15 protein-coding genes and 1 riboswitch are annotated in these 12,022 nt (G+C 64.6%); of the genes, 8 read left to right on the forward strand and 7 right to left on the reverse strand.

Annotated features, from left to right (window positions below):
* The first annotated feature begins 566 nt into the window (after positions 1–566).
* The 3 genes from AC3WTC_RS08515 (at position 567) to AC3WTC_RS08525 (ending at position 3,450) form a co-directional block, all read left to right on the forward strand.
* Positions 567–1,205: a hypothetical protein gene (locus AC3WTC_RS08515; RefSeq protein ID WP_492711286.1), complete on the forward strand. Its 639-nt coding sequence runs from the start codon at positions 567–569 to the stop codon at positions 1,203–1,205.
* Positions 1,202–2,677: an XVIPCD domain-containing protein gene (locus AC3WTC_RS08520; protein ID WP_492711287.1), complete on the forward strand. Its 1,476-nt coding sequence runs from the start codon at positions 1,202–1,204 to the stop codon at positions 2,675–2,677. The genes AC3WTC_RS08515 and AC3WTC_RS08520 overlap by 4 nt, the downstream gene beginning before the upstream one ends.
* Positions 2,678–2,970: 293 nt before the next feature.
* Positions 2,971–3,450 (forward strand): hypothetical protein, encoded by a 480-nt coding sequence (locus AC3WTC_RS08525; RefSeq protein WP_059063732.1) that lies wholly within the window; start codon positions 2,971–2,973, stop codon positions 3,448–3,450.
* A gap of 9 nt (positions 3,451–3,459) precedes the next feature.
* Here the strand turns inward: AC3WTC_RS08525 and hemN are convergent, their stop codons facing one another.
* Both hemN and AC3WTC_RS08535 read right to left on the reverse strand, forming a co-directional pair.
* Positions 3,460–4,869: an oxygen-independent coproporphyrinogen III oxidase gene (gene hemN, locus AC3WTC_RS08530; protein WP_492711288.1), complete on the reverse strand. Its 1,410-nt coding sequence runs from the start codon at positions 4,867–4,869 to the stop codon at positions 3,460–3,462.
* Between the two features lie 44 nt (positions 4,870–4,913).
* Positions 4,914–5,354, reverse strand: coding sequence for a group III truncated hemoglobin (locus AC3WTC_RS08535; RefSeq protein ID WP_312786227.1), 441 nt, complete (start codon positions 5,352–5,354; stop codon positions 4,914–4,916).
* Between the two features lie 180 nt (positions 5,355–5,534).
* On the opposite strand from AC3WTC_RS08535, the gene AC3WTC_RS08540 reads away from it, so the two are divergent.
* Complete coding sequence (locus AC3WTC_RS08540; RefSeq protein ID WP_105163816.1) at positions 5,535–5,819, forward strand: hypothetical protein; 285 nt, start codon at positions 5,535–5,537, stop codon at positions 5,817–5,819.
* Positions 5,816–6,865, forward strand: coding sequence for a 4Fe-4S dicluster domain-containing protein (locus AC3WTC_RS08545; protein WP_032976491.1), 1,050 nt, complete (start codon positions 5,816–5,818; stop codon positions 6,863–6,865). The genes AC3WTC_RS08540 and AC3WTC_RS08545 overlap by 4 nt, the downstream gene beginning before the upstream one ends.
* Position 6,866: 1 nt before the next feature.
* Here AC3WTC_RS08545 and AC3WTC_RS08550 read toward each other — a convergent pair whose 3' ends face one another.
* Together AC3WTC_RS08550 and AC3WTC_RS08555 are read right to left on the reverse strand one after the other, a co-directional pair.
* Positions 6,867–7,103, reverse strand: a complete 237-nt coding sequence (locus AC3WTC_RS08550) for a hypothetical protein (RefSeq protein WP_025875165.1) — start codon at positions 7,101–7,103, stop codon at positions 6,867–6,869.
* 351 nt (positions 7,104–7,454) lie between these two features.
* A complete protein-coding gene (locus AC3WTC_RS08555; protein WP_025875167.1) occupies positions 7,455–7,664 on the reverse strand; it encodes a helix-turn-helix domain-containing protein in 210 nt (69 codons plus the stop codon).
* Between the two features lie 78 nt (positions 7,665–7,742).
* Between AC3WTC_RS08555 and AC3WTC_RS08560 the strand changes: the two genes are divergently transcribed.
* Together AC3WTC_RS08560 and crcB are read left to right on the forward strand one after the other, a co-directional pair.
* Positions 7,743–8,183: a helix-turn-helix domain-containing protein gene (locus tag AC3WTC_RS08560; protein ID WP_223485056.1), complete on the forward strand. Its 441-nt coding sequence runs from the start codon at positions 7,743–7,745 to the stop codon at positions 8,181–8,183.
* Between the two features lie 22 nt (positions 8,184–8,205).
* A riboswitch (Fluoride riboswitch) is annotated at positions 8,206–8,269 on the forward strand.
* 81 nt (positions 8,270–8,350) lie between these two features.
* Entirely contained in the window at positions 8,351–8,743 is a 393-nt protein-coding gene (gene crcB / locus AC3WTC_RS08565) for a fluoride efflux transporter CrcB (protein ID WP_025875171.1), read from the forward strand.
* A 3-nt stretch (positions 8,744–8,746) separates the two neighbouring features.
* Here the strand turns inward: crcB and AC3WTC_RS08570 are convergent, their stop codons facing one another.
* Entirely contained in the window at positions 8,747–9,580 is an 834-nt protein-coding gene (locus AC3WTC_RS08570; protein WP_032976490.1) for an AraC family transcriptional regulator, read from the reverse strand.
* 150 nt (positions 9,581–9,730) lie between these two features.
* On the opposite strand from AC3WTC_RS08570, the gene AC3WTC_RS08575 reads away from it, so the two are divergent.
* Complete coding sequence (locus tag AC3WTC_RS08575) at positions 9,731–10,813, forward strand: alpha/beta hydrolase family protein (RefSeq protein ID WP_492711289.1); 1,083 nt, start codon at positions 9,731–9,733, stop codon at positions 10,811–10,813.
* Between the two features lie 13 nt (positions 10,814–10,826).
* On the opposite strand, the gene AC3WTC_RS08580 is transcribed toward AC3WTC_RS08575, so the two are convergent.
* Both AC3WTC_RS08580 and AC3WTC_RS08585 read right to left on the reverse strand, forming a co-directional pair.
* A complete protein-coding gene (locus AC3WTC_RS08580; protein ID WP_025875177.1) occupies positions 10,827–11,096 on the reverse strand; it encodes a hypothetical protein in 270 nt (89 codons plus the stop codon).
* Between the two features lie 134 nt (positions 11,097–11,230).
* Positions 11,231–11,935: an ArsR/SmtB family transcription factor gene (locus tag AC3WTC_RS08585; RefSeq protein ID WP_492711290.1), complete on the reverse strand. Its 705-nt coding sequence runs from the start codon at positions 11,933–11,935 to the stop codon at positions 11,231–11,233.
* Between the last annotated feature and the right edge of the window lie 87 nt (positions 11,936–12,022).

Here is a 12,022-nt window from a genome sequence, read left to right on the forward strand (position 1 = left end):
GCTGGCGAGACTTGGGCGATTTGCCGCCTATTCCTCCACGGCGTCCAGATATCCCCCAGATGGATCCAACCAGAGGAGGGAGGAGCTGAGCGGACGCCTTGGCAGCCGTGCAAGGGAGCACGGCCGAAAGCACACGGGCGGCGGTCGCAGATCCTGCAAACGCGGCAGTGACCTGCCTGAATCGTTCGGTCCAGGTACTGCCGCAGCGCTGCTCAATCTTCAGGGAACGTTGATGCTGGGATGGCCGACACCATGGAACACGGCAGAAACGAGCCGTATAGTCTGTTGATGAAGAGCAATGGAGCGATGATGAACGCTATCTCGCATGGCCCCGTATCGCTGGGGCGCAAGAATGGAGGCTATGGGAACGAGCCGACGGCGGCGACGAGACTGTCGTATTTGCCCCGAAATGCTCATCGCGCAGGCTTTCACAGCCATAGCTCTTGTCCAGCTGAACACCGATCAGGGCAATCCTGTCGGCAGCTTCACGCACCGAGAACCATGCTCCGCACGAAAGCTGTACAAGCATGCCCCCATAGTTCGTCAATCCGCGACATGGACGGCTCATGCTGAAATCTCTCGCAAGCCTTTCTCATGCGGCATTGATCGCTTTGATCAGCTTGGTCATTTCAGGCTGCCACAAGGAACGCTCGTATCCTGTTTACCGCGAAAATCCTGTACCTGCGGATGCGCTGCCCATCATCATACGGGTCCATGACGCGCCACTGGAGATACCAATTCCCAAGGTATCCGTCACCTACCAGATAGATCCACTTTGCCTGCCCCCGATCAACAATTACGAGGGTGTGCAATACGAACCGAACCAGCACACGATTGATCTCCCAGTACGGCGTATAAGTGCTACAGAATTCAGCAGCACCGTGTTCAAGGACGGAATGGAAGTTGCTGACTATTACGGTAGTGGTCCGTGCACATGGACACCTGCTCTCGTAGAAGCTTCGTTCGCCTTCATCATCGATGATCGGCCAATCCGTGCATCAGTCTCAGCTCTATTCAGTGAGATTGAAGGCGGGAAAACCTTCACCGCCTATATAAAGCGCGCATTGCCCGCCATGACCACGGGGCAAACGCCAAGCCGGACTCCAACCGAACCTTCGAGTTGGTACGAAAAGATGCCACAAGACAAGCGCAAGGAATACTTCCCAATCGAAGTATCCACACGGGTTGAAGGAACAACGCCATGAACGCTAGGAAAAACGCCACGCTTTCGAACCATGTCTATAAGGACCCCCTCCCGCGCCCCGATTCCGACATCGCCATTGATGGAACGAAATACACGGTTTTGGCCCGTCGCGACTCCGGGAACGGATATCAAGGTGTTGTCTACCTCAACATAGAAACAAAAGAAGTCATCGCTGCCCATCGTGGAACCGAGTTTGATCGCCAGGCAGTACTTGATGGCGGCATCGACGCTGCGATGGTCACCGCCAGAATCAATTCACAGCTTGGCGATGCTCTTGCGCTCACCAAGCAGGCAACCAAACTGGCTGAGGAAAATGGGTATGGCCCGGTGCACGTCACCGGCCATTCACTGGGCGGCGCGCTTGCACAGATCACGGCGCACCACTACAACCTCCCCGGCGACGCCTTCAATCCGTACGGCGCTGCCGGGTTGGCCTATCGCCTTCCCGAAGGCCAGCCGGCCAATGCGGCGCCGTTCACCAACCATGTCATGGCAGGCGACCTGGTCAGTGCGGGCGGCCCGCATTACGGCAAGGTTGAGATGTACGCGCTCCCCAAGGAACTGGAGGTTCTGCGCACCGCCGAGCAGGGCCAACGCATCGCGTCCCTCGGAGCACCCGGGCTGAAAAGCGGCCACCTCATGTCCGCCGCTGTGGCGGTCCAGTTGGGGGATTCCCATCGAATGGTTCATTTCCTTGATCGGATGACCGACAAGGGGCCGGTGCAGTCTGTACTGGACGACCCCAGAGCCCGGGTCACAGACCCTGAAGACCTGCGCCGGATTGCCGACTATCGCGGTGATATTCATCAGCTGCGTGTGGGAGCGACCGTGCTTGTCGGCGGCGGACCTGGACTGCTGCGCGACGGGGTCAATTACCTGCGCGGCACCGAGGAAGCCGGTGCGTACGCTCGCCACGAGGCTGAAGCGGAGCAGCGGGCCCAAAATGCGCTCAAGCCCGGCGGGCAGCTGGTCCAGGATGCAACCGACAAGGGCTCGCCCTCTCTGAGCAATCCAGGCTTCTCTCCCAAGAGCCCGTTGCAAGAAAGCATCGAATCAACCTTGGACAAGGCAGGCCTGGATCCCAGAAAGGAAGGTCACTCAGACCATGCGCTATACCGGCAGATTCGCGATGGCGTATCCGCCTTGGACGCCAAGCACGGGCGCGGCTTCGATGAAATCAGCGAGCGAATGACGGCCAGCTTGCTGGCAACGGCCAAGAGCAGCGGTTTGGAGCGCGTCGATCACGTCGTGCTGGGCACTCCGCCGAGCAATGTTTCGGGCCCGCGCATGTTCGTCGTGCAGGGCGAGCTCGACAATCCGGCGCACCTGCGGGCGTCGGTTGCGATCAGCGAGGCCGTCAACACACCCGTGGAGCAGTCGCTCGCCAAGGTCGAGCAGATTTCACAGGCACAGCAGGTCGCCCAGCAGGACCACGCCCAGGAGCAGACGCGAGCCGCGATGCGCATGAGCTAGCCCAGCGGCTGCCCGGATCGTGGGCATAGAGCGCGGCGAACTCCTGCAGCGACACGGTGGCACCTCTCATGCGGACCAGCTTCTGGTAGGCGGCTTCCATTTGGGCGGAGTAGCACACCCAATCAAGCATTGACGCTCCCACAAAGGGTCCGCACCGCTGGTTGCGCACAGCAGCCCGCCGGACGGAATGCCGCCACTCAGCTGCCGTTTCCGCGATCAGGACGCCTTCAGGCCGGCATGGCAGAATCGAACGCCCCGCCCCGGCCGCCGAACCGCGCACAAGGAGATCAGCCATGAAGTGGATAGGGATCGCGTCATCGCTGGCGCTGGTCGCGATGCTCGCCCAGGCCACCGCACCGGCATCGGCGCAGAGTCGTTCGGACAGTCATCGCAACCTCGACGGAAGCCTGGATATCCGCAACAGTGACGGATCGTCCAGCCGCATCAAGCGCGACTTGTCCGGCCGGGTGACCGCCGAGCACAGCAACGGCAGCCGTTCGACCACCACCACGGATCTGAGTGGCCGCAAGCGCACCACCCACAGCGATGGCAGCTACTCCAACAGCAGCACTGACCTGAGCGGCAACATCCGCACCCAGTACAGTGACGGCAGCTACTCGGTCAGCAAGCGTGACCTGAGCGGCAGGTGGCGCACCGAGTACAGCGACGGCTCCTACTCCACCAGCGTGCGCGATCTGAGCGGCAACTGGAGCACCACCTCCAGTGGTGGCATGGCCGCTCGCCACCCCGAACGCGGCGTCGGCAAGCGCTGAGACCCGCGCTCAGATGGCCCGCGAGTAACGCGGCTGCTCCTGCGCAGCGCGCAGATAGGGATCGAAGCACATCGCCAGCAGGCGCAGCAACGGCCGCCCCGGCTCGCTGGTGCGCACCACGCCATCGCGGTACTCGGCCAGGCCATCCTGCTGCAGGCGCTGCACGGCCTGCAGGTCTTCGGCGAAGTAGGTCTCGAAATCAATGCCGTGGCGCTGGGCCAGTGACATTCCATCCACCTCACCCTGACACATCAACTGCTGGATCAGCTCGGCGCGCAGCTGGTCGTCGGCACTGAGTGCGACGCCGCGCCAGACCGGCAGCTGTCCCTGGTCCACCGCGCTCTCCCACGACGGCAGGTCACGCGGATTCTGGCTGTAGGTGGCACCGATGTGACTGATCGCACTTACGCCAAGGCCGAGCAGATCGGTGTCTGCGTGGGTGGTGTAGCCCATGAAGTTGCGATGCAGCTGGCCGGCGCGCTGGGCACGCGACAGGTCTTCTTCCGGCAATGCGAAGTGGTCCATGCCGATGTACTGGTAGCCGGCTGCGGACAGGCGCTCCACCGCCAGGCCCAGCAGCGCCAGCTTGTCTTCCGGCGAAGGCATCCGGCTTTCGTCGATCTGCCGCTGCGCGCGGAACAGGTGCGGAAGATGCGCATAGCCATACACCGCCAGTCGATCCGGACGCAGCGCCAGCACCAGTTCCAGGGTGCGGCCGAAGCCCTGCAGACTCTGCCCTGGCAGGCCGTAGATCAGATCGACGTTGACCGAACGCATGCCGCTGTCGCGGCACGCACGCAGGATATCCAGCGTCTGCCGTACGCCCTGCACGCGGTTGATCGATTCCTGCACCTGCGGGTCGAAATCCTGCACGCCCAGGCTGGCGCGGTTGAAGCCCAGCCGGGCCAGCATCGCCACATCGCTGGTGTCGATGAAACGCGGGTCCAGTTCGATGGAAAAATCACGCTGCGACGAACCGCTGAAATCGAAGCGGCGGCGCAGGCCCTCGACCAGTGCGGTCATCGCATCGGCATCGAGGAAATTCGGCGTACCACCGCCGAGGTGCAACTGGATCACTTCACGACCATCGGCGAACTGCGGTGCCAGCAGGTCCGCCTCGGCCAGCACGCGTGACACGTAGCTGTGGCCACGCCCGCGGTCGCGGGTGATCACCCGGTTGCAGCCACAGTAGAAGCAGGGGCTGGAGCAGAATGGCACGTGGACGTACAACGACAACGCGCGCGCCAACGGGTTGCTGTCGGCGATCGCTTGGCGCAGCGCGGGTGCATCGAAGCCGTCATGGAAGTGCGGCGCGGTGGGATAGGAGGTGTAGCGCGGGCCGGGACGGTCATGCCGTCGCAGCAGATCGGGATCGAAGGTCCAGGCCAGGCCACCGGCAGCGGGAGAGAACGTGTCCATGGCGCCAGCATCGCCCCAACCCTGGCGGTACGCCTTGACCCAGATCAATCCTTGGGGGGCACGCCCAGCACCGGCAGCATGACCTGCGGCCAACGCAGCATCTGGTAGCGGCGCCAGAAGGTGTCGGCGATGCGGGCGGCCACATCGTCGGCCAGCGCCTGCATGGGCGGGTTGTTGCATTCGGCCGTGGTGATGTGGAACAGCACCAGCCAGCGGTCGAACAGATCCTTTTCCAGATCGATCGCCATGTGCTTGGACATCGGCGAGCCCTTGAACCTGCGGGTCCCGCGCAGCATCGCCGACCAGAAATCGACGAGCTGGGCCAGGTGTTCCGGCCAGTCGCGCACATGCCCTTCGAATACCGGCCCCAGACGCTCCTCTTCACGCACGCGCGCATAGAAATCGTGGACCAACCGGGTCACTTCCTCCTCGCTGCACAACTCTGGCGAAGCAATGGGAAGGGCAGTCGTGGGCGTTGCGTTCATCAGGGCACCAAGTGCGGATCGGCAGTGTGCCGCATGCCGCCACCACCGCTGTTGATCCAGATCAATGTCAGCGCACTGCGGCGCACCTAGGCTGGCACGCTTGCAGGAAGCATGCCCTGCGGATGCTGCGCCAACCACGGCGAAGTATACGCGCCGCCCTCTTCTTCAACCCGAACCCGCATGAACACACCGACTTCCAGCCGCCAGCGGCGTATCCAGCATTGGGGTGCAGTCCTGTGGCCCAGCTTCATCGCCGCCGGCCTGGCCTGCGTGGTGTTCTTCGCCTTCGTCGATCCACTGCGGCTGCAGGCGATCAGCTTCCCGGGTACGGCCATCAGCCGTGAGCTGGGCTACACCGCAGGCTTCTTCATGTTCTGGGCGGTCACCGCACTTTCCAGCGCGGTGACCGGCTACCTGCTGCGTCCGATGCCGGACGAAGAGGATGAGGAGCTGCCACTGGGATGAGCATCACCGCATCCTCGCCCCTGCGCGCATGGCGTTGGCGCCGCACCCTGGGCCTTGCGTTGCTGGTCCTGTTCCATGCGCTGCCGTGGCTGCAGTGGGATGGACGGCAAGCCCTGCTGCTGGACCTCAACGCGCGCCGCTTCGACCTGTTCGCCTGGACCCTGTGGCCGGATGACATCGGTGTGTTGCTGGGGCTGCTGGCGGTGATGGCGGTGGGTCTGGCCCTGCTCACCCACTTGGCTGGTCGCGTGTGGTGCGGACATGCCTGCCCGCAGACGCTGTGGACACGAGCGTTCGACGGAATCGCGCAGGCATTGGCCCGCGTGCTGCCGGCGAAGCTGGCGCGGCCGGCCACCCAGCTGGCCTGGTTGCTGCTGTCGCTGTGGACCGGGATCACGTTCGTCGGGCTGTTCAGCCCGATCCGCGAACTGGTCACCGGCGCGTTCGATGGCGCATGGAGTGGCTGGGAGACCTTCTGGGTGCTGTTCTATGCCGGCGCCACGTGGGGCAATGCGGGGTTCCTGCGCGAGCAGGTGTGCCGATCACTCTGTCCGTTCGCGCGCATGCAGCCGTTGCTGACCGACCCGCACACCCCGCGCATGTTGTATGACCCCCGCCGCGGCGAGCCGCGCGGCGCCCGCCCGCCGGCATTGGGCGGCGTGCTCGGCCGCGGTCGCGGCCTGCTCGACCCCACCACCGCGCAGGACTATGTCTTCCGTGCCGCGCATCCGCTGCTGGCCGGACCGATGCCCACCTTCAGCGCGGATCGGCTGGGCGACTGCCTCGATTGCATGGCCTGCGTGCGCGCGTGCCCGATGCAGCTGGACATCCGCCATGGCCCACAGGCCGACTGCCTGGCCTGCGGTGCCTGCCTGGAAGCGTGCACGCAGCAGCAGCATCAGGCCGGTTTCGGCCCCAGCCTGGTGCGCTACTGCAGCCCGCAGGTGATGGCAGGCCAGCCGCGCCGGTGGTGGCGCCCCCGCACCACGGCCCTGGCTTCGTTGCTGCTGGCGCTGCTGGTGTGCGGCGCTTGGCGCCTGCTCTGAATCAGCCCGGGTCGCCCGGGCGCGGCGGTACCAGCTGGGCGCGGCGGACGATGCCCAGTTGTTCGATGATCAGCGCCATTTCATTGGTGACATCGGTTCGCCCGGTCCCCTGCGGAACCAGACGATCAAGCACCTGCTGGTAGGTATCCCAGAACGCCGGACCGCATCCGTGTTTGTGATAACTGGCTTCCAGTTCGCGGCGTACCCGTTCAGCCAAGCCATGCATGCCGTATTCCATACGACCTCCGTTGGACTTGTTCTGCATCGTTGACGGTCGACCGATTCACTTGCGAGCTGCTGAAAGACTCCCGGCCTTCACAGCCGGTTGATGCCAATTAGTCATAGATTTCACGACACGTCAATTACAGGCCGCGACTTTCGCGATTGAAATTATTAATCGTTCATGAAAGGCCGTAGCGACCGGGATCAGAAACGTCCGTGCCGATGTCGACAAAGACAGCCGGCGAACCCGGGTAGCCATCACAGATCGGACCATCGCTGGGGACAAGTCGATCGATTCTGTCTATGTTGCTAAGCATACTTAGCAAATCGATCTTGGCGGCTTGTCTGCGACAACCATCGACGCATCTCATGCGGTTTCGTCGTGCGAGTCGTCATCCATCGGGAACAACGCAGGGTATCGCTGCTGCAGGATGTAGCGCCTGAGCGGCGGGATGGGAAAGCCTCTGGGCCATTGCGAGACAGCGGATCTGCTGATTCCAAACAACCTGGCGAGCTCTGCGTCGGTGGAAAAGCCCAGCCGCGTGCGGACCTGCCGCTTGCTCCAGAATTCGTCCATTTTCGATCCCTTTCATCATCAAACTTATTCTTGCGCCAAGGCCTCTTTCGCTTCCACGCGTTAAGCTGGCTTGCATAGATGAATACTCTTGGACAACGACTCGCGGTCGCCATGAAGGACGCCGGGCATGCACGCCCGGCCGACCTGGCGCGTGCCGCCGAAACGACGACGGCAACGGTCAGCAACTGGCTCAACGACCACGTCAAGGCCAACCACGTGAAAGCCGAACAGCTGTTCCGCATTGCCGATGCGGTGAAGCTGGACCCACGCGAGCTGCTGTTCGGCCCGCTGGGACGGGGAGTCGGCGAGCGCGGCACGGCCTACATGCACATGCCCAGCGAAGCCCATCTGGATGTCTGGCAAGCGGCCTATGAGCTGGTCGCCCACATCCTTGACGAGCGCGGACTTGAGGTGGGCTACCGTCGCGAGGCCACGCTGGGGTTGATGGCCCATGACCTGCTGATGGAGGGCGTCAGCCGCGGCAAGGTCGCACGCGTGGTGATGACTGCCCTGCCCTGACCCATCGCGGGCTGGTAGCATGGCCGTCGATGGGGATGGGGCTCCCCCGATAACCGCCTGAGATGGCTGATGGCTCCTGCTGAGACGAATCCGGCGTTCGTCGATGGCAGGCCGTGCCCGCCATTGCGTCCGCCGTCGAACCTGCGAACACGCACTCGAGGCAAGCAATGCAGACGTTCAACAACTATGTGCTGGTATTCCTGGGCGGCGGTGTCGGCGCCTGCCTGCGCCATGCCTGCAATCTGATCGGCGCCCGCGTGGCTGCCGGCAGCACCTGGCCCTGGTCGACGTTCCTGGTCAACATCAGCGGCGCCGTGCTGATGGGCGTGGTGGTAGAGGCGTTTGCGCTGCGCAATGGCGCGTCGCCGCAACTGCGCCTGCTGCTGGCCACCGGCATTCTTGGTGGCTACACCACGTTCTCCACCTTCTCGCTGGAAACCGGCCTGCTGCTGCAGCGGGGCCAGCATGGCCTGGCCGCACTGTACGCCGGCGGCTCGGTAGCCCTGGGCCTGGCCGGGCTGTTCGCCGGCATGAAGCTGACCCGGCTCGCGCTGGGGTAACAGTCAGCCGGCAGCAGCGCGCGCCTGTCCGCGCCACTGCCGTGGCGATTGCCCGGTGTGTGCCTTGAACGCCCGCGACAACGCGGCCTCGCTGCCATAGCCAACCTCGTCGGCGATCCGTTTCAACGGTCGCCCCTGCCGCAACGCCTGCTGCGCCAGGCCTACCCGCCAGCCCTGCAGATACTGCCCGGGCGTGGTTCCCATAGCCTCGCGGAAACTGGCGGCGAACACGCTGCGCGACATGCCTGCAACATCGGCCAGATCTTCCAGTGTCCAGGCCTGGGCGGGTGCCTCGTGCATGGCCACCAGCGCCAACCGCAGCCGTGGATGGCCAAGCCCGGCGAACAGGCCGCCGCGCATCTCGCCCCCCTCCATCAACTGCCGCAGCACCTGGATCATCACCACCTCGAACAGGCGGTTGACCATCACCGTGCGACCGCAGCGCTGCTCGAATGCCTCCTCAAACAACAGCTCCAGGGCGGCATGGCCGCCATACAGTTCGGCCAACGGCAGGCAGATGAAATCGGGCAGCGCGGCACTGATCGGGTTGAGCCTGCCGCCCTCGAAATGGAGGTTGGCGCAGGCCATGTCGGCGCCGTGCTGGGGATCGGTGTGGAAGCGATGCGGCAGCGGGCGCGGATACAGCAGCAGGCTGGGAACGTCGACCTGCACGGTCTGCGTGCCATGACTGACCTGCAACGGACCGCGCCGCACCAGGTGCAGCTGGCCGGCGTCGCCTTCGGCCTCCAGGCTGTTGATGCCGCACAGCGCGCCGGCATGGAACACCGAGGCGGTGACCGCGAAGCGTTCGAGCAGGATGGCGAGGCGATCGACCATGGCGGGACCCAAGATCAAATGGAAGGGAGCAGATACAGCAGATCGTATCGAATTCGATTGCATTGCGTCAGGGGCTAGCCACCGTGCAGGGGCAGCGCTATACAGGCGGCACCTTCCGCGCAGACCACACCGGCCAGGGCAAAGACCATGATGCGAACCTTCCACCGGCTGGTCCTGGCACTGGTCCTGCTGCTTCCGCACGTGTCGCAGGCCGCCGCGCCGCCCGCCACGCCACGCACCTCCAGCGGTGAGCTGCAGGGCGCGCGCTGGCGCTTGGACGTGCCCGCCGGCTGGAACGGCGAACTGGTGATGCTGGCGCATGGCTATGAACCGGTCGGCGTGCCGCAGCCATCACCGATGCCGGCCAACGACAGCACCGCCAGCCTCCTTGCAGCGGGCTATGCCGTGGCGCAGAGCGCCTATGCCAGCCAGGGCTGGGCGGTGGCAGATGCGATCGTGGACATGGAACGCCTGCGCGCCCACGCCGTGTCCGAATTGAAGGACGTGCGTCGCACCTGGATTCTCGGCTTTTCGATGGGCGGTGCGGTAGCCATCGCCACCCTCGAACGCCTGCCACGGCACTACGCCGGTGGCGTGTCGCTTTGCGGGGCCAACCTGCCTGGCGAACAACTGGCCAATGACCTGCTGACCACCCTGGTGGCGTTCGACTATTTCTTCCCCGAAGCCAAGGCACTGCCCCGGCAGGGCCTGGCATCGGCGGAAGCTGCGGCACTGCCGCAGATGGAGCTCTATCAAGGCATCGCCGCCGCGCTTCAGACCCGGCCGGCCGTGGCTGCGCAACTGGCTGCACGGCTGCAGGTAAGCGTGGAGGCATTGCCGGGCACGATCAGCCTGCACGCGATGATCCTGCACGAACTGGCCACGCGCGCCGGCGGCATGCCGGTCGGCAACGTTACGACCGTCTACCGCGGATTCGGTGACGACAAGGCGTTCAACGCGGGCGTGCAGCGGCTGGCACCTGCTGCGCCGGCACAGCGATACGTGCGCGAAAAGCTGGCGTTGACCGGCGCGCTCAAGCGACCGCTGGTGATCCAGTTCAACAACAACGACCCGAGCATCGTGCCGCGCATGCAGGCGGTGTATCCGCAACTGGCCGAGCACGCTGGCGCCACGCCATTGCCGCGCGTACTGCCTGCGGTGGGCGAAGGCCACTGCGGCTTTGCGGATTCACAGGTGGTCGAGGCGTTGAAGGCAGCAGCGGCTCCCTTCTGAGTCGCCGACCGCATCAGTGGCCGAGCGTACCCATGGTGAAGGTATAGCCGGAGCGCATGAGGAAGTCGCGCATGCGCAGTTCGGCGCGGCGCGGAGACGGAAGATCCGGCGGGCCATACAGGGCATAGACCACGCCAGCGCCCTCGATACTCTCCCGGCGCACATCACAATGACGGCTCTCCGAGGCGACGACCCAGCCATCCTTCAGTTGATCGGGGCCGATGGACTGCCCGTTCTTCAGCCGGAAAGTAAGCCAGCGCACATCTGCGGTTGACCTGCTCATTGCCGACCAGCCGCATCGTGCATGCGGCCCCTCATGTCCTTGCCTGCCATTGCTGCTCCCGAAGACCAGGACTCCGACCATACCCCGTCGCAATGTCGTGGCCGGCTGAGACTGCCAGCGGCGCGCGGCGGGCCTCAGGCGTGTACGTCGAACAGCCTGCGGAATGCCTCCTGCCCGGCAGGTGTGACCTGCAGGTCGCGCCGCCCCGCGAGGCGACGCAGCCAGTGGTTCTGCAGGAAACTCTCCAGCAGTGCTTCACCCACCATGCCGGCCATGTGCGGGCGCCGCTCGGTGCAGTCCAGGCAGCCGCGGCAGTATCGCGCGGGCGTCACCTGTGGCGATCGCGCGATCAACGCTTCCAGCGGCTGCCCCACGGCGCGCAGGATGGAGGCGCCATGGGACGTCATCTGCCAATGGTCTGCAGCCGTGGAGATCGCCCCGGTGCTCAGCAGGTGGTCACAGATGGCGACAGCGTATTCACCCGCCAGGTGCCGGTAGCAGGTGCGCGCCCGGCGGAAGCCGGCATCAACTCGTACCGCTCGTGGAGAAAGCGGTGGCCGTTGATCGCTGAAACGCAGGATGCCTTCCAGCATGTCGGCGACCTCGGTCGAGGCAATCCGGTGATAGCGGTGGCGTCCCTGCACCTCCACGGCCAGGATGCCGCCGTCGAGCAACCGCCGTAGATGACTGCTTGCCGTCTGCGGCGAGATGCCAGCCACGCCGGCCAGCTCGGACGCCGTGTGCGCCCGGCCATCCATCAACGTCAACAGCATGGCCGCGCGTGCGTGGTCACCGACCAGCGTGCCGACATGGATGAAGGAGCGGGACGTCTGGACCATGGCCGCATTGTGGCATGCCGCTTTCCGCGCATCGTTCGACCCGGATCGAAGCATGCGCGCCCCTGCACAGGGCACAGTCATCGCCCG

It is taken from the genome of Stenotrophomonas sp. FW305-C-20-S1 (assembly GCF_058783335.1).